The 24747-nt window shown below is 35.2% G+C and carries 28 protein-coding genes; all 28 read left to right on the top strand.

Annotated features, from left to right (window positions below):
- Positions 1 to 410 precede the first annotated feature (410 nt).
- Positions 411 to 1889: a stage IV sporulation protein A gene (spoIVA, locus tag ACTWP4_RS15795; protein ID WP_443129746.1), complete on the top strand. Its 1479-nt coding sequence runs from the start codon at positions 411 to 413 to the stop codon at positions 1887 to 1889.
- 355 nt (positions 1890 to 2244) lie between these two features.
- Positions 2245 to 2517 carry an HU family DNA-binding protein gene (locus ACTWP4_RS15790; protein ID WP_244716843.1) on the top strand — a complete coding sequence of 91 codons (273 nt, stop codon included), beginning with the start codon at positions 2245 to 2247 and terminating at the stop codon, positions 2515 to 2517.
- Positions 2518 to 2700: 183 nt separating this feature from the next.
- Positions 2701 to 3483 carry a heptaprenyl diphosphate synthase component 1 gene (locus ACTWP4_RS15785; RefSeq protein ID WP_443129745.1) on the top strand — a complete coding sequence of 261 codons (783 nt, stop codon included), beginning with the start codon at positions 2701 to 2703 and terminating at the stop codon, positions 3481 to 3483.
- Positions 3480 to 4202, top strand: a complete 723-nt coding sequence (locus tag ACTWP4_RS15780) for a demethylmenaquinone methyltransferase (protein WP_443129744.1) — start codon at positions 3480 to 3482, stop codon at positions 4200 to 4202. Before ACTWP4_RS15785 ends, ACTWP4_RS15780 begins: the two co-directional genes overlap by 4 nt.
- A gap of 12 nt (positions 4203 to 4214) precedes the next feature.
- Entirely contained in the window at positions 4215 to 5186 is a 972-nt protein-coding gene (gene hepT / locus ACTWP4_RS15775) for a heptaprenyl diphosphate synthase component II (protein ID WP_443129743.1), read from the top strand.
- A gap of 13 nt (positions 5187 to 5199) precedes the next feature.
- Complete coding sequence (gene ndk / locus ACTWP4_RS15770) at positions 5200 to 5646, top strand: nucleoside-diphosphate kinase (RefSeq protein ID WP_443129742.1); 447 nt, start codon at positions 5200 to 5202, stop codon at positions 5644 to 5646.
- A gap of 35 nt (positions 5647 to 5681) precedes the next feature.
- On the top strand, positions 5682 to 6452 hold the full coding sequence (locus tag ACTWP4_RS15765; protein WP_443129741.1) for a CheR family methyltransferase: 771 nt from the start codon (positions 5682 to 5684) through the stop codon (positions 6450 to 6452).
- An 87-nt stretch (positions 6453 to 6539) separates the two neighbouring features.
- The gene (gene aroC, locus ACTWP4_RS15760) at positions 6540 to 7706 is read left to right on the top strand and encodes a chorismate synthase (RefSeq protein WP_443129740.1); all 1167 of its coding nucleotides are present in this window, start codon (positions 6540 to 6542) and stop codon (positions 7704 to 7706) included.
- Positions 7706 to 8785 carry a 3-dehydroquinate synthase gene (gene aroB, locus ACTWP4_RS15755; protein WP_443129739.1) on the top strand — a complete coding sequence of 360 codons (1080 nt, stop codon included), beginning with the start codon at positions 7706 to 7708 and terminating at the stop codon, positions 8783 to 8785. The genes aroC and aroB overlap by 1 nt, the downstream gene beginning before the upstream one ends.
- The gene (gene aroH, locus ACTWP4_RS15750) at positions 8782 to 9153 is read left to right on the top strand and encodes a chorismate mutase (protein ID WP_443129738.1); all 372 of its coding nucleotides are present in this window, start codon (positions 8782 to 8784) and stop codon (positions 9151 to 9153) included. The genes aroB and aroH overlap by 4 nt, the downstream gene beginning before the upstream one ends.
- Before the next feature lie 23 nt (positions 9154 to 9176).
- Positions 9177 to 10265 carry a histidinol-phosphate transaminase gene (gene hisC / locus ACTWP4_RS15745; RefSeq protein WP_443129737.1) on the top strand — a complete coding sequence of 363 codons (1089 nt, stop codon included), beginning with the start codon at positions 9177 to 9179 and terminating at the stop codon, positions 10263 to 10265.
- A gap of 14 nt (positions 10266 to 10279) precedes the next feature.
- Positions 10280 to 11380, top strand: coding sequence for a prephenate dehydrogenase (locus tag ACTWP4_RS15740; RefSeq protein WP_443129736.1), 1101 nt, complete (start codon positions 10280 to 10282; stop codon positions 11378 to 11380).
- Positions 11381 to 11392: 12 nt separating this feature from the next.
- Positions 11393 to 12685, top strand: coding sequence for a 3-phosphoshikimate 1-carboxyvinyltransferase (aroA, locus tag ACTWP4_RS15735; RefSeq protein WP_443129735.1), 1293 nt, complete (start codon positions 11393 to 11395; stop codon positions 12683 to 12685).
- Positions 12686 to 12956: 271 nt separating this feature from the next.
- On the top strand, positions 12957 to 14228 hold the full coding sequence (locus tag ACTWP4_RS15730) for a tetratricopeptide repeat protein (RefSeq protein ID WP_443129734.1): 1272 nt from the start codon (positions 12957 to 12959) through the stop codon (positions 14226 to 14228).
- Positions 14229 to 14245: 17 nt separating this feature from the next.
- A complete protein-coding gene (locus ACTWP4_RS15725; protein WP_443129733.1) occupies positions 14246 to 14806 on the top strand; it encodes a ReoY family proteolytic degradation factor in 561 nt (186 codons plus the stop codon).
- A gap of 123 nt (positions 14807 to 14929) precedes the next feature.
- Complete coding sequence (locus ACTWP4_RS15720) at positions 14930 to 15388, top strand: DUF2487 family protein (protein ID WP_443129732.1); 459 nt, start codon at positions 14930 to 14932, stop codon at positions 15386 to 15388.
- A 142-nt stretch (positions 15389 to 15530) separates the two neighbouring features.
- A complete protein-coding gene (locus ACTWP4_RS15715; RefSeq protein ID WP_443129731.1) occupies positions 15531 to 16055 on the top strand; it encodes a ubiquinol-cytochrome c reductase iron-sulfur subunit in 525 nt (174 codons plus the stop codon).
- Complete coding sequence (gene qcrB / locus ACTWP4_RS15710) at positions 16056 to 16730, top strand: menaquinol-cytochrome c reductase cytochrome b subunit (RefSeq protein ID WP_443129730.1); 675 nt, start codon at positions 16056 to 16058, stop codon at positions 16728 to 16730. It abuts the gene before it with no gap.
- Positions 16731 to 16757: 27 nt separating this feature from the next.
- Positions 16758 to 17555 (top strand): c-type cytochrome, encoded by a 798-nt coding sequence (locus ACTWP4_RS15705; RefSeq protein ID WP_443129729.1) that lies wholly within the window; start codon positions 16758 to 16760, stop codon positions 17553 to 17555.
- A gap of 120 nt (positions 17556 to 17675) precedes the next feature.
- The gene (locus ACTWP4_RS15700) at positions 17676 to 18260 is read left to right on the top strand and encodes a DUF1405 domain-containing protein (RefSeq protein ID WP_443129728.1); all 585 of its coding nucleotides are present in this window, start codon (positions 17676 to 17678) and stop codon (positions 18258 to 18260) included.
- Positions 18261 to 18344: 84 nt separating this feature from the next.
- Positions 18345 to 19061, top strand: a complete 717-nt coding sequence (locus ACTWP4_RS15695; RefSeq protein WP_443129727.1) for a sporulation protein YpjB — start codon at positions 18345 to 18347, stop codon at positions 19059 to 19061.
- A gap of 77 nt (positions 19062 to 19138) precedes the next feature.
- The gene (locus ACTWP4_RS15690) at positions 19139 to 19816 is read left to right on the top strand and encodes a zinc metallopeptidase (RefSeq protein ID WP_443129726.1); all 678 of its coding nucleotides are present in this window, start codon (positions 19139 to 19141) and stop codon (positions 19814 to 19816) included.
- A 67-nt stretch (positions 19817 to 19883) separates the two neighbouring features.
- Complete coding sequence (locus ACTWP4_RS15685; RefSeq protein WP_443129725.1) at positions 19884 to 20234, top strand: nucleotide pyrophosphohydrolase; 351 nt, start codon at positions 19884 to 19886, stop codon at positions 20232 to 20234.
- Positions 20227 to 21027: a 4-hydroxy-tetrahydrodipicolinate reductase gene (dapB, locus tag ACTWP4_RS15680; RefSeq protein WP_443129724.1), complete on the top strand. Its 801-nt coding sequence runs from the start codon at positions 20227 to 20229 to the stop codon at positions 21025 to 21027. The genes ACTWP4_RS15685 and dapB overlap by 8 nt, the downstream gene beginning before the upstream one ends.
- Before the next feature lie 12 nt (positions 21028 to 21039).
- The gene (mgsA, locus tag ACTWP4_RS15675) at positions 21040 to 21435 is read left to right on the top strand and encodes a methylglyoxal synthase (protein ID WP_443129723.1); all 396 of its coding nucleotides are present in this window, start codon (positions 21040 to 21042) and stop codon (positions 21433 to 21435) included.
- Between the two features lie 26 nt (positions 21436 to 21461).
- Positions 21462 to 22598 (top strand): N-acetyl-alpha-D-glucosaminyl L-malate synthase BshA, encoded by a 1137-nt coding sequence (bshA, locus tag ACTWP4_RS15670; protein ID WP_443129722.1) that lies wholly within the window; start codon positions 21462 to 21464, stop codon positions 22596 to 22598.
- Positions 22588 to 23775 (top strand): CCA tRNA nucleotidyltransferase, encoded by a 1188-nt coding sequence (locus ACTWP4_RS15665; protein WP_443129721.1) that lies wholly within the window; start codon positions 22588 to 22590, stop codon positions 23773 to 23775. The genes bshA and ACTWP4_RS15665 overlap by 11 nt, the downstream gene beginning before the upstream one ends.
- Positions 23762 to 24739, top strand: a complete 978-nt coding sequence (locus tag ACTWP4_RS15660; protein WP_443129720.1) for a biotin--[acetyl-CoA-carboxylase] ligase — start codon at positions 23762 to 23764, stop codon at positions 24737 to 24739. Before ACTWP4_RS15665 ends, ACTWP4_RS15660 begins: the two co-directional genes overlap by 14 nt.
- Positions 24740 to 24747: the final 8 nt, after the last annotated feature.

The raw sequence follows: 24747 nt of genomic DNA, 5'->3' as shown, positions 1-24747 counted from the left end.
TTTCACAGTCGTTATCTACTAAAGTCATGTAAAGCAAAGGTGCATATAGAGGCGTGTGCGTTGTTGAGAGGGGGGTGAGTCTTTTTTTACAACCATTCTTCAAAAATTGATTAACAGCCCTCTGTGGCTAAAATTTCGCTTGTTGTAAATAGAGTCAGTGAAAAGTTGTTTTACAAAAGTGCATGATAAAAAATCCTCTTCTATTAAGAAAGCTTTTCTAATTTTTGTGAATAAACTATTCTTTTATAACATATGTTGGAGTTAGAACTGGATAATCCGTATGACGTGTATATCAGGAAAGTTTATTTATTATGCGAATAATTAGCATAAATTAATAGGACAACATCATAGAATAGAATTGTCAAAGGTTCGAAGTAATGATGAGGTCGAATAGATCGGGAGGGGATCATTTGGAAAGGGTAGATATCTTCAAGGATATTTCTAAACGTACGAATGGTGATATTTATTTAGGTGTTGTTGGAGCAGTCCGGACCGGTAAGTCTACATTTATTAAAAAATTCATGGAAAAGACTGTGTTACCAAACATGGCGAATGAAAGTGATCGATTGCGAGCACAAGATGAATTACCACAAAGTGCAGCAGGAAAAACAATTATGACAACTGAACCAAAATTTGTTCCGAATCAGGCTGTGTCCTTAACAGTTGAAGAGGGATTAGATGTCAATGTCCGATTAGTCGATTGTGTCGGATATACTGTTGATGGCGCACAAGGGTTTGAAGATGAAAATGGCCCAAGGATGATTCATACACCGTGGTATGAAGAACCTATACCTTTTCATGATGCAGCTGAAATCGGAACTAGGAAAGTTATTCAAGAACATTCTACAATGGGTATTGTAGTTACAACAGACGGAAGTATTGGAGAAATCCCTAGAGGTGACTATGTAGACGCAGAATCACGTATTGTAGATGAATTAAAAGAAGTCGGAAAGCCATTTATTATGATCATTAATTCCGTACAACCTTATAATCAAGAAACGGAATTGTTAAGACAAGATTTGTCAGAAAAATATGATATTCCAGTTCTGTCTATGAGTGTAGAAAGTATGACTGAGCATGATGTTAATAACGTATTAAGAGAAGTACTGTATGAATTTCCAGTACTAGAAGTAAATGTTAATTTACCAAGTTGGGTACTTGTGTTAGATGAATCCCATTGGTTAAGACAAAATTATCAAATTGCAATTGAAGAGACTGTTAAAGATATTCGAAGATTAAGAGATGTTGACCATGTAATAGGTCAATTCGATCAATTTGATTATATTCAACAAGCCTCTTTAGCAGGAATTGAGATGGGAGAAGGGATTGCAGATATTGACCTTCACGCTCCAGATGAGTTGTATGATCAAGTATTAAAAGAAATCGTTGGTGAAGAAATTAGAGGTAAGGATCATTTACTTGAATTGATGCAAGAGTTTACGAATGCCAAAAAAGAATATGATCAAATTGCAGAAGCGTTAAAAATGGTAAAACAGACCGGCTATGGTGTAGCGGCTCCAGCTTTAACCGATATGGCGTTAGAAGAGCCTGAAATTATAAGACAAGGATCAAGGTTTGGGGTTCGTTTAAAAGCTGTAGCACCATCAATCCACATGATAAAAGTGGATGTTGAATCTGAATTTGCACCGATTATTGGGACAGAAAAACAAAGTGAAGAATTAGTCAGATATTTAATGCAAGATTTTGAGGAGGATCCTCTATCCATTTGGCAATCTGACATATTTGGAAGATCTTTGAGTTCCATCGTTAGAGAAGGAATTCAAGCGAAACTGTCACTTATGCCTGAAAACGCTAGATTTAAATTAAAAGAGACTTTAGAACGAATTATCAATGAAGGTTCAGGCGGATTGATTGCAATAATTTTATAAAAAAGATTGAAAAAGCGTTAATGTACCAACATTACGCTTTTTTATTTTGAATAAATCCATATTTTATGGTAATAATAGGTAATATAAATAAATCATTCGTCCTAATTACTGAAAATATTATGATATCAACGTTTGAAAACACTTGCATCCCTAAAAAACATATGATAACATTCATGATAACTTAGCAGTAATTGGAGAAAATAATAATTTTTTCTCTTAGAAATGCGAATAATTGTTGAATTATCTTTCATTCTCAGTTATTATAAGCCTTGTCATCTTTTGATGGATGGCAATTAGCTATAAGTATTTCTTTTGAAAGAAATGTATAGCTTTTTATTGGGAGGAGGTGAATATCATGAACAAGACAGATCTAATTAATGCAGTTGCAGAGAAAAGTGAACTTTCTAAAAAAGATGCAACAAAGGCTGTAGATGCAGTTTTTGAATCTATCATGGATTCACTTAAAGATAGTGAAAAAGTTCAATTAATTGGTTTTGGTAATTTTGAGGTACGCGAGCGTGCTGCGCGTAAAGGGCGTAATCCACAAACTGGGGATGAAATCGAAATTCCAGCAAGCAAAGTGCCTGCTTTTAAACCAGGTAAAGCCCTTAAAGATATCGTAAAATAATATGGTATTACATATGGGCAAAAAAGGGTGCAGATTGCACCCTTTTTTCATACCACTTATCTTAATTTCTCCTCTGAAAAGTTTCCCTTCTTAAAACACAAGTTTTATCTATCCCGTAAGATGTAAACTTATGCTATACTATGTTAATATAGAATAGGATTTTGAAGAATTGCGGTGAGTTTGATGACATATATAGACACAATTAATCACTATACTAATTTAATAATGCGAACGATTAATCAAAGTTTCCTAAATAAACATTTAGAGGAACCTGAGTTAGAAATACATAAAATGATCTCTCTTCATGAATTAGTTCAGGATAAACCGAACTATGAAGAATTAGTTCAGACAACCATGTTAGTTCAAATCGCTCTGAATACTCATGACAAAATCAATTTTGATTTTAAAGAAGGAAATATAAGAAAACAACAGCTTACAGTGTTGGCAGGTGATTATTATTCAGGAATCTATTATCATTTATTAGCAAATCATAATAACTTACAGTTTATACGCTTGCTTGCAGATGGAATTAATGAAATAACACAGGCTAAGATGGCTTTTTATTATACCGATTTTAATGACTTGGATAGTTTTCTTATCGAATATAAAGTAATCGAGAGTAAACTTATAGAGAAAGTCGCTTATTATGTTAATAAGGAAGAGCAATTACCATATTTAACTACTTGGATCTTGGCAAAGAGACTTGAATATGAATTAATACAGGTAAGTAACGGAAATGGGACTTTGTTCCATAATCTAATAATTGAGAATGTACGAAGTATACAAAGTGAGGAACAGTTCGAGAAAAAAGTTCTACAACATTTAAAGAAAACTAAGCACGATTTAGCTCAAATCCTAGATGAAAACGATAAAGACTTAGTAGTACCTAAAGATTTAGATATATTTAATTATAGTGACTTAGAGAAAAAACGGAATATGGTGTTGGAAGAAGGATTATCACAATGACAAAACAATCAAAAGAAGAGAAAGTACATCAAGTATTTGAAAAGATTTATAATAACTATGATTTTATGAATTCTATTATTTCATTTCAGAAACATAAAAAATGGAGAAATGATGTAATGAAAAGAATGCAAGTACAATCTGGTTCTAGAGCATTAGATATATGTTGTGGTACTGGAGATTGGACTTTTGCTTTATCTGAAGCTGTAGGAGAAAATGGAGAAGTAATCGGCTTGGACTTTAGTCAAAACATGTTATCAGTGGCTAGAGAGAGACAAGCTGACCCTGACCATTCATTCAACAATGTACAATTTATTCATGGAAATGCAATGGACCTGCCATTCGAAGATAATTATTTTGATTATGTAACGATTGGGTTCGGTTTACGAAATGTCCCGGATTATTTGCAAACATTAAAGGAAATGCACCGAGTTGTTAAACCGGGCGGCAAAGTTGTATGCCTTGAAACTTCGCAACCAACCGGAGTTGTCTTTCGGAAATTATACTATTTTTATTTTAAAAATATTATGCCTTTATTCGGTAAAATTTTCGCGAAAAGTTACCAAGAATATGTGTGGCTACATGAGTCTGCGAAGGATTTTCCTGGAAAAGAAGCATTAAAGAGTTTATTTGAAGATGCTGGACTTGTTAAAGTCCAATATAAAAGCTATACAGGTGGAGTAGCTGCCGTGCATCTAGGTGAAAAACAAGTGGAGAAATAAAGGTGAAGTAAAATGAAGCTTGCAAAAACATATGCTTTTTTAAAAAAAGATTTATCATTAATTGAACTTGCACTGGAAGAAACGGTGTACGCTGACCAACCAGTATTGCATGAAGCATCTACACAATTATTAAAAGCTGGGGGCAAAAGGCTAAGGCCTGTTTTTGTATTATTGGCATCTAAATTTGGTGATTACAACCTTAATAAAATCAAAAATGTTGCGAGTTCATTAGAATTAATTCACATGGCCTCACTCGTGCATGATGATGTCATAGATGATTCAGATATAAGACGTGGCAAACCTACAGTAAAAGCAAAGTGGGATAATCAGGTTGCTATGCTCACCGGTGACTACATATTCGCTAAAGCATTACAACAATTTACTGAAATAGATCAACCACGAGCACATCAAATATTAGCTAAGACGATGATGGAATTAACAATAGGCGAAATTGAACAAATTAAAGATAAATATAACTTGGATCAGAACTTAAGAGTCTATTTAAGAAGGATAAAAAGAAAGACGGCGCTGTTAATATCATCTAGTTGTCAGTTAGGAGCTATTGTAGCAAAGACTGATCCGGAAACAGAAAAAGCTTTATTTAGATATGGTTATTTTATGGGGATGTCCTATCAAATCATTGATGATATATTAGACTTTACTGGTTCGGAAAAAGATTTAGGAAAACCGGCAGGAAGTGACTTGATACAAGGAAATATTACTTTGCCTGTTTTATTTGCCATGGAAAACCGGACTATTCGGCAAGAGTTAGAAGATGCCTTTATTGAAAGAGGTAATATTAATCCAAATCTATTGCAACCGATTATCTCAAAAATATCAAAATCGGATGCCGTTACAAAAGCTAGAGAAGTGAGTGATCAATATCTTCAGAAAGCGTATGATTCCCTGAATTTACTGCCAGATATTCAAGCCAAAGAAGCTTTAGCTAATATTGCTAATTACATAGGAAATAGAAAAATATAATGAGGTGAATAGAATGGAACAAACATTTTTAATGGTAAAACCAGATGCAGTACAACGAAATTTAATTGGTGAGATTGTTGCTAGATTTGAAAAGAAAGGCTTCAAATTAGTTGCAGCGAAACTTTTGACGGTTTCGGAACATCAAGCAAAGCAACATTATGCTGAACATGAAGGTAAGCCGTTTTATAATAATTTGATATCTTTTATTACTTCTGGACCTGTATTTGCTATGGTCTGGCAAGGTGAAAATGTGATTGAAGCATCAAGGAAAATGATGGGGAAAACAAACCCTCTAGAAGCCGAAATAGGTACAATCAGAGGAGACTTCGGTTTAGTTACTCATCGTAATATCATTCATGGGTCTGATTCACCTGAGAGTGCAGATAGAGAAATTAATCTATATTTTAATAAAGATGAAATACAGAGCTATGACAAAAATGTTGATTACTGGCTATCATAGTTGCTACTGAGCAGCTAGGTTGAGGGAGAAGAGACATGACAGATTATCAAACTTTTATAGGTCAGATATACAAAAAGACTGGCCTTGACTTATCTTTGTATAAAGAAGTACAAATGAAAAGGCGTTTAACGTCTTTACGAAATAAACGAGGTTATGAGTCGTTTAGCAACTATTTTACAGCTATTAATAAGGATCAGCAATTACTTCAGGAATTTTTAGATAAAGTAACGATCAATGTATCTGAATTTTATCGAAATCCAACCAGATGGAAAGTACTAGAGGATAAAATTATTCCGACATTTAAAAAAACAAAGAGAAAGATCAAAATTTGGAGTGCAGCTTGTTCAACTGGTGAAGAACCATACACTTTAGCGATTATCGCCAATCAATTCTGGAATTTACAAGATATTGAAATCTTGGCAACAGATATAGATCCTAATGTATTAGCTAGAGCCAGGCAAGGAATCTATAATGAGAGAGCACTTCAAGAAGTACCTGTTGATATTAAAAAGAAATATTTCCATCAAGAAGGTGGTACATTTAAAGTTGATGATCAGTTAAAACAGGCTATTACTTTTAAAGAACATAATCTGTTAGCTGATAAATATCCAACCAATGTGGATTTGATAGTTTGCCGAAATGTGCTCATCTATTTTACAGAAGAAGCTAAAAGTACGATTTATCATCAGTTTAGTAATGCGTTAGCGAATGATGGTGTGTTTTTTGTAGGTAGTACGGAACAGATATTTTCGCCGGACAAATATGGAATGCAAGTTTTGGATACTTTTTTTTATACGAAAAAATAAATTACATAAAAATCAGAAAATTTCTACACACATTTCTTGAATGCTATGTTATAGTAATACAAAAATGGATTATCGAGGGGGATAACAATGCGATACTTAACAGCAGGTGAATCGCATGGTAAACAACAAACAACTATTATTGAAGGATTACCAGCGAGAATGCCTATTACTCAGGATGATATTAATGATTCGCTTTTGCGCCGTCAGAAAGGGCACGGCAGAGGAAAACGAATGCAAATAGAGAAAGATTTAGTAGATATTGTAGGCGGTGTTCGCCATGGTTATACATTAGGTTCTCCTATTGCTCTTGTTGTACATAATGATGATTTTAAACATTGGATTGATGTAATGGGAGAAGACCCTGTACCTGAAGACCAAAATATTCGCCGAGTGGTAACTCGTCCACGTCCAGGTCATGCGGATTTAAATGGAGCCCTAAAATACGGTCATCGAGATATGCGAAATATTTTAGAACGGTCATCTGCAAGAGAAACAACCGCTCGAGTCGCAGCTGGTGCAGTAGCTAAAACATTATTAAAACAATTAGATATCAAAATAGTTGGTTATGTGAAAGAAATTGCTGGAATTAAAGCAGCAGAAAAGCCAGAATTATCAATTGATGATAAGGTCCGTATTTCAGAAGACTCTCCTGTACGTTGTTTAGATGAGACAGTGGGTCAACAAATGATGGATGCTATCGATCAAGCGAAAAAAGATGGAGATTCTATTGGTGGTGTTTGTGAAGTTGCCATTGAAGGACTTCCAGCCGGAATTGGATCGTATGTGCATTATGATCGAAAATTAGATGGCCGGATTGCTGGTGCTGTACAAAGTATCAATGCTTTTAAAGGTGTAGAATTTGGAATTGGATTTGAAGCAGCACGCAAGAATGGTAGTGAAGTACATGATGAAATTCTATGGTCAGAAGAACGTGGTTATTACCGAAGAACGAATCGCTTAGGTGGATTTGAGGGTGGAATGACGACAGGTATGCCTGTTATCGTAAAAGGGGTTATGAAACCAATTCCTACATTGTACAAACCACTTCAAAGTGTAGACATTGAAACGAAAGAATCTTTTAATGCAAGTATTGAAAGATCTGATTCCTGTGCAGTTCCAGCAGCTGCTGTAGTAATGGAACATGTCGTTGCATTTGAAATTGCTAAAGCAATCTTAGAACAATTCCCAAATGATCAATTTCCAAAATTAAAAGAAGCAATTGACGGGTACCGCGAGGAAATTAGGTGCTTCTAATGCATAAACAGAAAATAACAACAAGTACAAATCAATATGATGTTATTGTCGGCAAAGGCATTCTAAAAGATTTGAAAGAGTATCTACCTAAACAATACCGTAATATATTAGTTATTACGGATTCTGTCGTAAACGAGCTTTATACAGAAAAAGTTGTAGCAAACTTACCAAATGAAGCAAAAGTTGCTGTAAGTGTAGTTCCAACAGGAGAAGCTTCCAAAAGCATCGAGCAATACTACCAATTATTGACGGAAGCCATTCAACATCAACTTGACCGCAAATCACTCATTATCGCGCTTGGTGGAGGCATGATTGGGGATTTAGCAGGATTTGTTGCCGCCACTTATATGAGAGGCATTGACTTCATACAAGTTCCTACCACTATTTTAGCTCATGATAGTAGTGTTGGGGGGAAAGTAGCGATTAATCATCCAGAAGGAAAGAATTTAATCGGTAATTTTTACCCGCCACAAGCAGTTCTTTATGATATCGATACGTTACATTCTTTGCCTGAGAAAGAAAAAAGATCTGGCTATGCAGAAGTAGTTAAACATGGTTTTATTAGTGATCATGCCTATTTGAAAGATATATTAGATGTGGACCTTACGAAAGAGATAGAGCCAATTGTAATGAGCGACCATTTACAGAAGGGGATTGCAGTCAAAGCAAAGATTGTAGAACAGGATGAAAAGGAAGCCAATATTCGAAAATTTCTGAATTTTGGACACACTTTAGGTCATGCTATTGAATCGGAGCTTGGCTATGGGGAGATCACCCATGGTGAGGCAGTTGCAATTGGCATGTTATTTGCTATCAGAGTAAGCGAACAAAAGATAGGTAGCAACCTACCATACGAAGCATTATATAATTGGTTATCGAATAATCATTATCCATTAGATTTACCATCAATATCTACCATTCATCTTGTTGAACGTATGAAAAAAGATAAAAAATCTGAGAATGCAACTGTTCAAATGGTATTATTACAAGACATTGGTGAACCTGTAACAGAGAACATACCGGATCAAGACCTCACCAATCTTCTAGAAAACTTTATGAGAGAGTTGGGTTCAAAATGATAAGAGGAATACGAGGAGCAGCCACTGTAAAGAACAATGACGCTGATGAAATAATACAAGCAACAAAAGAGATGATTGAAGCTATGGCTATAGAGAATGATGTAGAACCTGAAACAATTGCTTCCGTGATGATTTCAGTAACACCTGATCTGAATGCTACTTTTCCGGCAAAAGCGTTACGACTAATTGACGGATGGAAATATGTCCCGGTAATGTGTATGCCGGAAATAAATGTACCCGATAGTTTACCCAAATGCATTCGAGTGATGATGACTGTTAATACATCTAAATCTCAAAAAGATATTGAACATATTTATTTAAATGATGCAATTAAACTAAGACCTGATTTAATAGAAGAAAAGAAGTAAATTAATCGGAAGGAGTTATGTCATTGCAAGCAAAACAAGTATTTCAGAACATGTCACCATATACACCAGGAAAACAAATTGAAGAAGTAAAAAAAGAATATGGTTTATCTAAGATTGTCAAATTAGCTTCAAACGAAAATCCATTTGGCTATTCTCAAAAAGTAAAAGATGCTATTCCACGTATGATCGACCACCTAGAAATTTATCCAGATGGATATGCGACGGCATTACGTGAAACATTGGCAAGAAAGTTAAATGTAGGAGAGAAACAATTAATTTTTGGTTGTGGATCTGATGAAGTCGTGGACATCATATGTCGGACATACTTAGAAGAAGGAACCAATACTGTTATGGCAACTCCAACGTTCCCTCAATATAAACATAACGCATTGATTCAAGGTGCAGAAATTGTAGAGGTACCTTTAATCGATGGTTATCATGACTTAAAAACAATGCTTAAGGAAATCAATGCTCAAACAAGAGTAGTTTGGTTATGTTCACCTAACAATCCTACTGGTTCCCTGATTAGTCGTAATCAGTTAGTTGAATTTTTAGATACATGTTCCTCAGATGTCTTGGTCGTATTAGACGAAGCGTACTATGAATATATTGAAAACAGCCAAGACCCTGATAGTATTGGATTATTAAAAACATATCCCAATTTAGTGATTTTACGTACATTCTCCAAAGCATATGGTCTAGCTAACTTACGAGTGGGCTATGGAATTGCATCAGAAGAGATTGCTACTAATTTAAATATAACGCGCGGACCATTTAATACAACGTCCATTTCACAATTATCCGCTCTAACAGCTCTTGAAGATCGAGATTTTTTAGAGCATACGTATAAAGAAAACCTAGTTAATAAGAAATCATTTATGCAAGCTTGTGATGAAATGGGTTTAAGCTACTATGATTCGGAAGCAAATTTTCTTTTTGTGAAATTGCCGATATCTGGTGATGAGCTATTTGAATATTTATTAAAAAAAGGGTTCATCGTTCGCTCTGGTGAAGCGTTAGGACATCCTAATGGGGTGCGCATTACGATCGGTTCTAAAGAGCAAATGGATGAGATAGTATCAAACATGAAAGAATTTTTAGCATCAATATAAAAGGAGAATAAATCGTGACACAAACGGTTTTAATAGCGGGTCTCGGACTAATAGGAGGCTCGCTTGCTTTAAGTATACGAGAAACAGAAGATGTACGATTAATAGGATATGATTCCAATTACAGTACACTTGAATATGCCAAAATGAATAAAATTGTGGATGAAGTGTTTAGTGATTTTACTGAGGCAGCAGTTCAGGCAGATGTATGTATTTTAGCTGCACCTGTTTCTGTAACGGTAGAACTGATCAACGTTTTAAACACATTAACATTTGAAAAATCGATCGTTGTGACAGACGTTGGCTCTGTTAAAGGCCCAATTATGGATGCAGCAAGTGATATTGATTCCCCTCACATTGCTTTTATTGGTGGTCACCCGATGGCAGGTTCACATAAGAAAGGAATTCAAGCTGCCAAAAAACATTTGTTTGAGAATGCGATCTATATTCTGTCCCCAACAGATAGTAGTACGGAAGAGGATGTAGAACGATTGCAAGCATTATTAACTCCAACTAAGTGTAAATTTTTAATTTTAGAACCAGATGAACATGATGAAATGACAAGCGTCATTTCCCATTTCCCACACTTAATCGCTTCATCTCTTGTTCATCAAGCGCGAAATTGGCAAAAAACGCATCCATATATACATAAGCTCGCTGCAGGTGGGTTTCGAGATATTACAAGGATTGCTTCTAGTAACCCCTTAATGTGGAGAGATATATTTTTTCAGAACCGATCCAAAATGAGTCGATTATTAGCTGATTGGATAGAAGAGATGAAACAATTAAAAGAGTTGATTGACACGGGAGAAAAAACACAAATCCAGCAATATTTAGAGCAAGCACGCGAATATCGTGATGGATTGGATAGTAGAAAACAGGGAGCTATTCCATCCTATTATGATATATATGTTGATATTTTTGACCAACCAGGTGCTATTTTGAAAGTAATTGAGATATTAGCTAATCACGATATTAGTATTAATAATATTGAAATATTGGAGATTAGAGAAGGTATTACCGGTGTTTTAAGGTTAAGCTTCCAAAACAAAAATGACCAGGAATTAAGTCAAGCTATTTTGAAGAAAAATCACTATGATACAGTGATTGAAGAATAGGAGAGGTATATCTTGTCGCAAAAAGTATTAGCATTTGATAAAAAAACGCTAACTGGTAACATTACAGTACCTGGAGATAAATCTATTTCACACCGAGCAGTAATGTTTGGTTCTTTAGCAGAAGGAAAAACCAAGATTACTAACTTTTTAGCTGGTGAGGACTGTTTATCTACCATCGGAGCTTTTCAAGCAATGGGAGTTTCTATTAGGCGTGAGGAAAATACTGTCTTTATTGATTCTGATGGTATTAACGGATTAAAAGAACCGGTTCAGCCGATTGATCTGGGTAACTCCGGTACAACTGCTCGACTATTAATAGGTATCTTAGCAGGTTTACCCTATCATTTTACGTTATATGGTGATGATTCGCTATCGAAACGACCAATGGATCGTATTGCTAATCCTTTACGTGAAATGGGTGCGAAAATTGATGGAAGAGAAAATGGCCGGTTACTTCCGATTGCTGTTAGGGGTGGTCATTTATCACCAATTGATTTTAAACCTCCTGTCAAAAGTGCTCAGGTTAAATCAGGCGTATTATTGGCCGGTCTTTTAACTGAAGGTGTCACAACTGTTGAAGAAGTGACAAAAACGCGAGATCATACGGAAAATATGCTTAAAGCGTTTGGTGCTAATATTAGTGTAGAAGGAACTAAAGTCAAAATAACTGGTAATAAAAATTTATCTGGATGTGATATTGAAGTACCAGGTGATATTTCATCTGCTGCTTTTTTCCTGGTAGCTGCTGCTATTACCGAAGGAAGCCATATCACAATTGAGAATGTTGGATTGAATCCGACACGAACAGGCATCATTGATGTATTGAAGATGATGGGTGTTTCTATAAATGTGATTGAAAAGAGAACAATTGGTGGGGAACCAATTGGTGATATCACAGTTAAAGCTTCCCAGTCAAAAGCTGCTATAATAGAAGGGGATATTATCCCACGAATTATTGATGAAATTCCAATCATTGCATTACTGGCAACACAAGCTGAAGGTAAAACGATAATAAAGGATGCTGAAGAATTGCGATTTAAAGAAACGGATCGTATTGAATCGGTTGTAACTACATTATCAAAATTGGGTGCGACAATTACTGGTACAAAAGATGGGATGATCATTGAGGGAAACACACAACTCCATGGTGGGGTAACAGAATCGTATGGTGATCACAGGATTGGGATGATGATTGCAATTGCGTCACTTCTAACAGACGACAAAATAGAATTACATGATGATGAATGCATTGCTATCTCTTATCCAACCTTTTTCGAAGATTTACATTCCTTAATATCCAACTAAATGAAAAGATCCATGTTGAGTAGTATAACACTGAACATGGATCTTTTTACATAAGATAAGTAGGAAATATATAAACGTTGGTATCACAGCCTATGCACTTTCACAGGGATAATAACCCACAGTGCTAATCGTCTGTATGACCTCGGCTGATCATAGTCTCACTTTATTTATATTAATATTTGTTCTTACAATTTGTCTTAGTTGCTCGATTGGTTGTTATCAGATAAGATGAATAGTTAGAAGTATACGTTATAAAGAAAGGTTGAATTCATTGAATACGATAGAGCAAGCAATTGAAATGATCCATGCTGGAGAAGTAAAAGAAGCCCTAAAATTGCTTAATGAAACGGCAATTTCAGCTGACATAGATACCAAACTGGAAATTTCACAAATTTTTGTAGAATTAGGAAATCATGATTTGGCGGAATCTGTATTAGAAGATATTTTAAACATAGAGCCTGGTAAGAGTGAAGCGAAAGTATTATTAGCAGATATAATGATTGATGATAATAAAGACGAACAAGCGATTCAACTGTTGAATGAAATAGAAGAAGGAGATGAAAATTACCTCCAGGCACTAGTTCAACTTGCGGACTTATATCAGGCACAAGGTTTATTTGAAGTAGCAGAAAGAAAATTATTGATCGCGAAAAACCTAGCACCTGAAGAAGCGATAATTGATTTTGCATTAGGCGAATTATTATTTTCTTCTGGTGAATATCATAAATCGATTATCTATTATGAAAAACTAAGACAAAAAACAGAAGAATTTGCCGGAGTTAATATTGCCAGTCGATTAGCAGAAGCATATGCTCTAAATGGAGAATTTGAAGAATCACTTGATTTTTACCAAGCATTAAATACGGAAGATCCTGAAACGCTCTTTCGTTACGGGTTCTTAGCTTATAAGTCAGAACGGTATGAAATAGCAATTCAAGCTTGGGAGAAGTTATTAGAAGAAGAATTAGAATATCCTTCTGTTTATTTATATTTAGCGAAAGCATATGAGGAAGAAGGGATGATTGACGAGGCATATCAAACAGCTAATCAAGGGGTAGAAATGGACCCACTTAATAAAGAAATGTGGTTTGCTGCAGGAAGAATCACTTTAAAGACAGGTGATACTACACAAGCATTTGATTTAGTGAAAAAAGCGATATCGTTAGATAATGAATATCAGGAAGCACTCTTGTTCTTGGTGGAAGCCTATAAAAAGCACGGAAATGATTCCGAAATTATTCAGCTATTAACGGAACAAGTTGATATCGAACCTTTAGATGGCATTTTTTACTGGGAGCTTGCCAAAGCTTATAATGAGGAAGAAGAGTTTAAACAGGCATTAAATGCTTACCAAAATGCATACAATAAGATAAAGCAAGATACCGACTTCTTAAAAGATTATGGATATTTTCTAGTAGAAGAAGGGAGGACCAGTAAAGCCTTAGAAGTATTTGAAGAGTATATGGTTATAGAACCATCAGATTTCGATATTCAACAATATGCCGGACGTCTGAAAGATCAAAATAATGATACTCTCTTTTAAATGGAGGGGAAGTGAAATTGGAAACTTCAATTCGTGTTGAGGATAAAAAATCATTTATTCAGTGGTTTTTAGGGAATTATCAACTAAAAAAAAGAGAAAGTGTTTGGATTCTGAATTATTTATTAAATCATGAACAATTATTAGAACATGTTCATTTTGTGTTAGAAGCACGATTTTGTCCACGAGCAATGATTATATCTACTCATTGTTCGAAGGAAATTGCTTTTCGATTTTACAAAAAACATATTGTTACAACGGATGCAGATAAGTCTTTTCATGATATTCGGTTGCATGCTAAAGAACCTATCTATATACAACTAAATTTTAAACATTCCAAACAATCAATCCCTTATATGAAAGTATTGGAGGATAATCCGTTTATACCTGACGACTACTTCTTAACAAAAAGCGATAAAAAAATGGCTGAAGAGTGGTTAGAATATTCCTTATATGAATATAAAAAAGAAGTATTACTCCAAAACATAAATGAGGCATTAGATCAAAAAAATCAACAATTGTTTGAACATTACTCTGATCAATTGAAGAAACTGGAAGCATCCTATATTATTAAGAAGTGAAAAGATTGTTGAACGGGAGACCCATCAGGAAAGGGCCATTCCGTTTCTTTTTGTGAATTATTGTTAACTTGGCATGATGCCAAGTTTTTCATGTTCTAGTAAATATAATAGGGAGGATCAAAGATGCAATGGAAAAAGAAAGATCTTGAACTATTCTTTCAATCAAAAGAATATATTGATACGCTTTGTGTACCACTAGTACCCTTGGATTTACAAACTGAATCAGAGGCAACAAAATTAGCTGATCAGAAAACGTTATTACAAATTATATCAGATGAATTAGAAAGAAATTATACGGGTAGAATAATGCTAAGTCCAGCTTATACATACATACGAAATGCAGATTATGAGAGTGAGAGTACCAGTCTCAATAAATGGACAAGCATGCTTGCAAATGAACATTTTAAACATGTATTTTTACTTACTTATGATGTAAACTGGAAAAAACAAGAACGACTTTTGGATAGTAATTTGATATGGTTGACTACTACTTCTATTGATGACTATCAATCAGATCAAGCTAAAAAATGGGTAAACGAACAAGTACTCCAAATCAGTGAGTTGATAAGAAGCTATTGGTAAGTGTTGTTCTTGATAGAAAAAAGATATTATAGATTAGATTTTATTGACCCTAGCTTTAGTTTGCGCTATCATAGTAATGTCCTAGTAATATATAAGAGATTATAATCCATGAAGTCGGAATATGTGTAGAGGGGGGTAAATAATGTCAGAGAAAAAACAACAAGTGTCCCGTCGTCAATTTTTAAATTATTCATTAACAGGTGTTGGTGGATTTATGGCTGCTAGTATGCTTGCACCAATGGTTCGTTTTGCTATTGATCCAGTTTTACAAGCTAACAGTGGCAGCGAGATGCATGCCGTTGCCGAAGTATCCGAAATCACAACAGAGCCTCAACGATTTGACTGGACTGTTAAACAAGTCGATGCATGGTACACATCAGACGTCACCAAAAGTGCTTGGGTTTATAAAGATGAAAATGATGAAATTGTAGCGTTATCACCGACGTGTAAACACTTAGGCTGTGCGGTGAATTGGTCTGGAAACCCTGATTTTCCTGATCAGTTTTTCTGTCCGTGTCATGAAGGTCGTTATTACAAAAGTGGTTTAAATGTCCCGAATACACCACCAAACGCGGCATTAGACTTATTTGAATACGAAGTGAAAGAAGGAACATTACATCTTGGAAATATTGTTCCGAATCCGGTTAAGAAAGGAGGGGCTCAATAGATGTTACAGAAGATTTATGACTGGATTGATGATCGTGTGGACATAACTCCACTTTGGCGAGACATTGCAGATCACGAGGTGCCGGAGCATGTTAATCCTGCACATCATTTTTCTGCGTTTGTTTATTGTTTTGGTGGCTTGACATTCTTTGTAACAGTCATCCAAATTCTATCAGGGATGTTCTTAACGATGTATTACGTGCCTGATATTGAAAATGCATGGCGTTCTGTTTATTATTTACAAACAGAAGTAGCACATGGACAAATCGTAAGAGGTATGCACCACTGGGGAGCAAGTGTAGTTATTGTGATGTTATTTTTACATACGTTACGTGTTTTCTTTCAAGGTGCTTATAAGAAACCGCGTGAGCTAAACTGGATGGTAGGTGTCCTTTTATTCTTTGTTATGCTAGCACTAGGATTAACTGGTTACTTATTACCATGGGATAATAAAGCATATTTTGCTACAGTAGTAACACTTGAAATTGCAGAAGGTGTACCCTTTATTGGTGAAATGGCTAAAACGTTACTTAATGGGGATCCATCTATTGTTGGTGCCCAAACATTAGCTAGATTCTTTGCGATTCACGTGTTCTTCTTACCAGCAGCACTATTTGTGTTGATGGGTATTCACTTTATCATGATCCGTAAGCAAGGGATTTCTGGTCCGCTATAAACTAGAGCTAACGAAGGAGGGATAGCAGTGAAACGAGGAAAAGGGATGAAGTTTGTCGGTGATTCTCGTGTTACGGCTGACAAACAAAAGTTTATTCCAAAAGATTATTCGGAATATCCTGGTAGAACAGAAGCGTTTTGGCCGAATTACTTGTTAAAAGAGTGGTTAGTAGGGGCAGTATTTTTAGTAGGTTTCTTATGTTTAACGATTGCACACCCTGCACCATTAGAGAAAATGGCCGATCCAACTGATACTAGTTATGTACCATTACCAGACTGGTATTTCTTATTTTTATATCAATTATTGAAGTATAAATTTGCAAGTGCGCAATTCTTTGTATTAGGTGCAGTTGTTATACCTGGATTAGCATTCGGCGCACTATTCCTAGCACCATTTCTTGATAGAGGAAAAGAGCGTCGCCCACATAAGCGACCAATTGCCACTGGTTTAATGATTCTTAGTTTTGTTGCAGTTTTCTGGTTGACATATGAGGCAGCAGAACACGTAAACTGGGAAGAAAAGGCAGCTAATAATAAACCTGAATGGCCGGAGGATAAGCCAACTGTCGAAATAGATAAGTCTGATCCTGGTTATGCGTTGTATGAAGAGAACAGCTGTCTTAACTGCCACGGTGGAGATTTAGCTGGTGGAGGAGCTGCTCCAAGTTTGATTGGTATTGATAAGAGTGTAGATGAAATTAAAGATATTGCAGTTAATGGTGTCGGTCAGATGCCTGCAGATCAATTCCAAGGTACAGAAGAAGAATTACAGCAGCTTGCAGAGTTTATTGTTTCAGTAAATGAACAAGCAGCAGAACAAGAATAAACCATTACCCTCGCTCGTAATACATGGGCGAGGGTTTTTAATAGCGTTCTGTTGAGGTATACCTCCATGACTCGGCAGACGTACACCTTAAATAGGGAAATAGCAGAGGGGAAATATATTATGTTGCAAAAATTATTGTTCCAACCGTATTTTATTGCTCTATTATTTTTTGTGAATTTACTAGGAACTATTTACGGCTATTTTTGGTATGGCAATCAACTACAAGAAACACCTTTACATTTTCTCCCTTTTGTTCCTGATAGTCCTACCGCCAGTTTGTTTTTTACTATATTTTTATTTTTCATTTTAAAAGGGAAGAATGTACCGTTAATAGAGGCGTTAGCATTTACGACACTTGTCAAATACGGAGTATGGGCTGTCATTATGAATCTTTTAACTCTTTACATAAGTGGGGATTTAAGTTGGCAAGGTTATATGTTAATCGCTTCTCATGGTGCAATGGCGGTTCAAGCCTTTCTGTATGCACCACTTTATAAGATTGAATTGCGACATTTAACGATTGCAGCAATTTGGTTATTACATAATGAACTGATCGATTATGTTTATGGGATGATGCCTGCTTATGGAAGTTTATCTGATTACCAACAACATATTGGCTATTTTACTTTTTGGTTATCGATCATTACAATTTTAATCGTCTATCACATATCTGTAAAAAATAACTTAAAATATACTATTTCATAACGTTTCCACCAAATTATAATGCATGCATAACTGCAACCTGTCTTTCATACATTTTTAAAAAGAAAGATGGAAGAAGGGGTAGTTGTGCGAATTATATATATGATTTCATTTTTTTTCATCTTCATAATTATACAAGCTTTTCATCCATTTGACGTTAATGCTCAAAGTAATAATCATTATATGTATACCTTTGAACGGCTTGTACAAGAACAGCGTTATCAAGTGGCAGTAAAAATCATCGAAAATAATCAATCGACAATCTTACAAAGAGTAGCAAAAGAAAAAGGTACATATGAACCAATAATGAGAGAATACCTTAATAAATGTGTAGATATACTGCAAGATGAGGAGACTGCCGAATCTGAAAAATCATTAGCAGCACAGCAAACCATTATTTTATGGGATGCAATGATATCAGATAATGCTCCATTATGGACAACTTGGAAATATGAATTAGATGAAAAAATGAAAAAGTTATTAGATCAGGAAAAAGTAACTCAATCTGATATAGAAGAAGTTGTATATTATGTTGAAGCTATATCGCCAGTTGTTAAATTGCATTTGGACGATGAACAATACCAAGATTATCAAGAGTCATTAAAAGTACTGACGAATAATCATCAATCGTATAATGAAATTGAATTAGAAGAAACTTTTGCCCAAATATCTAAACTGAATATCAACACATTAAATAATGCAAATGCCCATTATACACAGTGGCTTATATTTATAGTGTTCGGTTTTATTTTCCTGAGTTTATCTTACGTTGCATGGGCAAAATACAAGGGAGAATCTACGTAATCATTTTGAATTGACACATTGTCGTTTATTGACTAAAATTGACCTTAGTGAGATGTTTTTATGATGGAGGAATGAAGATGATTGGATATTTAGTTTATCTCGCTTTATTAATTCTAGTCCCATTGTGGGCACAATCAAAAGTAAAAAACACCTATAAAAAATATTCGAAAGTAATGAATTCTAATATGGTAACAGGTGCACAAGTTGCAAGAAAGATCTTAGATGATAATGGCTTATATAGTGTAAGAATAGAAGAAACAAAAGGTATGTTATCTGATCATTACGATCCTCGCAAAAAGGTAGTTCGTTTATCTAGTGATAACTATCATGGTTATTCTGCAGCAGCAGCAGCCATTGCAGCTCATGAAGTAGGCCATGCTATTCAAGATGCAGAATCATATGCACTCTTGCGCTTTCGTCATACTTTGGTTCCAGTTGCGGGACTGGGGGATAAAATGTCGATTATTTTTATCATTGCCGGTATTATATTTGGTGCAATGAACCTGGTACTTATAGGGGTTATCTTTATGTCATTCGCAGTTTTATTCCAGCTTGTGACATTGCCAGTAGAATTTGATGCTTCTAACCGTGCTATGAGTCAGCTCGTTTCTTCCGGAATTATACGCAATAATGAAGAACGACAAACGAAAAAAGTATTAAATGCCGCTGCACTAACCTATGTTGCAGCAGCACTTGTAGCTGTGGCAGAGTTAATTCGTTTTGCTTCCATGTTTTTACTTGCAAATGAGGAGTAAGATTAAATATGATGAAAGGCAGATGTGTATGCATCTGCCTTTTTACTTTATCTCGGGAGGGTGTTAAATGTATAATAAAGATAGTATGCAAGATATGCAAAAGAGAGTAGATCAGTATATTTCTCAATTTGAAGAGGGTTATTTTTCACCATTAAGTATGCTCGCACGCTTTACGGAAGAAATTGGTGAGTTAGCGCGCGAAGTTAACCATCATTATGGCGAAAAACCAAAGAAAAGTTCTGAAGATGATAATACAATCGAAGCCGAATTAGGTGATCTTCTTTTTGTTATGATTTGTTTTGCCAATGAACAAAACATTAGTTTAAGTGAAGCCTTTGCAAAAACAATCAATAAAATCGAAACAAGAGACAAAAATCGGTGGACAAGAATAGCGAATCAGGAGGATAACAATGAGTAAAGTAAAAGTAATTGTTGCAGGACCCAGAGGTAAAATGGGTAGTGAAGCTCTAAGAATGATTGAAGATCAAGAAGACTTGGAATTAGTTGCTTGTTTAGATCATAAATTTGAAGGTAAACAAATAAATGAGTTTGAAGAATTGCCAAATTTTGATGCTATGATTTATACAAATATTGAAACATGTTTTCAATCTGTGGAAGCAGATGTATTGGTTGATCTGACGACACCTGAATTTGGTTATTTACATACGAAAACAGCAATCAACTATGGAATAAGACCAGTGGTTGGTACAACTGGTTTTTCTGACGATCAGTTACAAGAACTGACTGATTTAGCAGAAGAAAAGGAAGTTGGCGTAATAATTGCACCAAATTTTGCATTAGGTGCGGTACTAATGATGCAATTTGCGAAATGGGCCGCTAAATACTTCCCTGATGTTGAAATTATTGAAAAGCATCATGATAATAAGCTGGACGCTCCATCTGGAACTGCAGTAAAGACAGCATCATTGATTAAAGAAGTGCGTGAGACGAAGAAACAAGGACATCCTGAAGAAAAAGAAACGATTTCTGGTGCAAGAGGTGCTGATATCGATGGCATGAAGATTCATAGTATGCGTCTGCCAGGACTTGTAGCACACCAGGAGGTAGTATTCGGCTCAATCGGGGAAAATCTTACAATTAAACATGATTCATTTCATCGCAAGTCCTTTATGACAGGAGTCAAATTGGCAATTGATAATGTTATGAAATTGGATATTTTAGTTTATGGATTAGAAAATATACTTGAATAGGGAGAGAGCCAGATGAATATAGCTTTAATTGCACACGATAAAAAGAAAACGGATATGGTAAATTTCAGTTTAGCTTACTCAGCCATTTTGAAACATCATACACTATATGCAACTGGAACAACTGGTAAAAAAATTAACGAAGCAACAGGTTTAACTATTCAACGATTTGAATCCGGACCATTAGGTGGAGATCAGCAGATAGGTGCAAAAATTGCAACCAATGAGATGGATCTTGTTATATTTTTCCGTGATCCATTAACAGCTCAGCCTCATGAACCAGACATAAGTGCACTTATGCGTTTATGCGATGTGTATCAAATTCCTCTAGTTACTAATTTAGGAGGAGCAGAAGTAATGATAAGAGCGCTTGATGCAGGTTTTTTTGAATGGCGTAATTTACAGTCATAAATCCAAGATAATAGGTGGGTTGCCACATGCTAAAAATAGGAATTATTTGTTATCCATCAGTAGGCGGATCTGGAATAATCGCAACCGAATTAGGTAAAATGCTTGCGAAACAAGGCCATGAAATTCATTTTATTACATCCAGTATTCCATTTCGTTTGAACTCATTTAATCCTAATATATATTTTCACGAAGTAGAATTAAATCATTATCCTGTTTTTCAATATCCACCTTACGATTTAGCTTTGGCAACGAAAGTAGCGGAAGTAATAGATACGGAAAAATTAGATATCATTCATGCACATTATGCTGTACCACATGCTATTTGTGCTATTTTAGCCAAACAGATGGCAAAGCAACCCGTGAAAATTGTTACCACATTACATGGTACTGATATTACTGTTCTAGGTATCGATCTTAGTTTAAAAAAGATGATCCAATTTGGAATCGAACAATCAGATGCCGTTACTGCTGTATCAGATAGTTTGGTAAAGCAAACGAAAGAAATGTTAGGGATCAACTGTCCCATTCATGTTATTTATAACTTTGTAAATGAAGAGGAATATCTAGCTCATAACAAGGAAGAATTAAAACGAAATTTCGGTATCCAACAAGATGAAAAAGTATTGATACATATTTCTAATTTTCGAAAAGTAAAGAGGTTAGAAGATGTGATTCATACCTTTGCTAAAGTATATAAAGAGACTCCAGCTCGACTCATGTTAATTGGAGATGGTCCCGAATACGGTAGGATCCACGATTTAGTACGTGAATTACAGTTGGATAAAGTAGTCCACTTCCTTGGTAAACAAAAAAATATTCCTTCTTTGTTAGCCATTGCAGATATTAAATTGCTATTATCTGAAAAAGAAAGCTTTGGACTTGTTTTATTAGAAGCGATGGCTTGTGGAGTTCCTTGTATTGGTTCGAATGTTGGCGGAATTCCGGAAGTTATTGATGATGGAGTAACAGGTTATATTGAAGAACTAGGAGATATTGACGCTTTTGCTACGAGAACACTAGAGTTAATGACTGATACGAAAAAATGGCATGCTTTTTCAGTAAAGGCAAAAGAAAGAGTTTTTCAACATTTTTCATCTGATAAGATTAAGAAGCAATATGAAGATTTATATGCTGGAGTGTTAGGTGAAAATAATGAAAACTGATCTATTTAAGTTAGCCCTACAAGTTGTACGAGAGATACAAAATCATGGTTTTCAAGCTTATATTGTTGGTGGTGCTGTTAGAGATTCCGTACTTGGAAGAGATATTAATGATATAGATATCGCAACATCAGCATATCCTCAAGAAATTCAGGAAATATTCACCAAAGTAATACCGACTGGAATAGATCATGGCACAGTAGTAGTGCAATATCATGGCATTTCGTTTGAGATAACGACCTTTCGAACCGAAACAGGTTACAGTGACTTTAGAAGACCAGACACAGTCAACTTTGTTACGGATATAAAAGAAGATCTTGCAAGAAGAGATTTTACTATAAACGCAATTGCAATGGATCAATCATTACAACTGATTGATCCATACATGGGCAAAAAGGATATTAAGAATAAGGTAATTCGAACAGTAGGTAGAGCACAGGAACGCTTTTTGGAAGATCCATTAAGAATGATGCGAGCTATCCGTTTTCAGAGTCAACTAGGTTTCAAATTGGATGAAGAAACGTTATACGCTATTCAAGATAACAGAAAATGGCTAGAGAAAATTTCCATAGAAAGAATTGCAGTCGAATGGAAAAAAACGTTAAAAGGCACATATTTCAATCAAGCAAAACAAGCACTATTACAAACTCGATTAGTTAACCAACTACCAGTTATTTCTGAACATAATATGATACAAGAGGTGTTTCAAAAATTAAATCGTTCGCTGCCCAGTTTAGCAGCTTTTATCGCTTATATGAGGCTAAATGTATCTAGTATATCCATTTCTGATTGGACAAACAGGTGGAAATTATCCAATCAGATCAAAAAAAATAGTCAAGTGTTAGTGCAACTTGTTCAAGATTATTCAAAGGAACCATTACCATGGGTGCTGTATCGTTTACCTGAAGAATTAATAGAGGATTTTACAACATTGTGTTTTTTATTACAAAAGGAAACAATAAACAATGAAGATATCATATCGATGAAAAATGGCTTGATTATTAAAAATAGAAGAGAATTAGTAATTAATGGACAAGATATTATGTCCTTTTTTCCCGATCGCGAGGCAGGATCATGGATTCAACAAATGCTTCTCGAAACAGAGAAAGCAGTCGTTTCAGAGGTAATTAAAAATGATAAAAATGATATAAGAGAGTGGTTACAATATGACAACAAATAAACGCCACGAGTTAATTTCCCTATTGGCTGAACAGGATGATCGTTATATCTCTGGGCAAGCTTTATCTGAGAAATTACAAGTTTCTCGTACTGCTATATGGAAACATATCAATGAATTAAAAAAAGATGGTTATCAATTTGAATCTGTTCCTAAAAAAGGATATCGTTTGCTAGCTAAACCTAAAAAACTTAATGAAAGCACAATAAAATGGGGATTAGATACAAACTGGCTTGGCAAACATATTGAGTTTAGACAAGAGATGGCATCTACCCAGGATTTAGCACATACATTAGCAAGAAAAGGGGCCGAACATGGCACGGTTGTTACTACCAATAAGCAATTATCTGGACGTGGACGCATGGACCGTCGATGGGTATCTGATCATGATGGCGGCATATGGATGAGTCTTATCCTAAGACCTAACATTCCCCCACACCAGGCATCACAAATGACTTTATTTGTAGCAGTAACCTTAGTAGAAACGTTGGAGCGTGTCACGGGGCAACAGATACAAATAAAATGGCCAAATGATTTATTTATCGATGGTAAAAAAATATCTGGAATCTTAACAGAGATGCAAGCAGAATTGGAAGCCATACAATATTTGATCATCGGATTTGGTATTAATGTAAATCAGTCATCTGAAGATTTTCCAGAAGTGCTACAAGGAAAGTCTAGTTCTCTTCGGATTGAATCTGGACAGGAATGGAACAGACAAGTAATCATTCAGAATGTTTTACAAGATTTTGAAATAGCTTATCAAACTTATCTGGATACCGGTTTTGAACCAATCAGAGAAGCATGGTTAAAGCATGCTTATAAATTAAATGAAAAAATTTATGTTATAACAACTCAAGAAGAGTATGCTGCTACTGTCAAAGGGATAACAAATGATGGAGCATTGATTGTATTAAATGATAAGAATGTTGAAAAGGTTATTTATAGTGCAGAAATTATATGGTGAGGGGTTTT

Source organism: Gracilibacillus sp. D59, assembly GCF_052246695.1.
In the GTDB taxonomy this organism is placed as follows: domain Bacteria; phylum Bacillota; class Bacilli; order Bacillales; family Amphibacillaceae; genus Gracilibacillus.
Note: the sequence above shows the minus strand (reverse complement) of the source record. Positions and strands in the feature narration are given on the sequence as shown.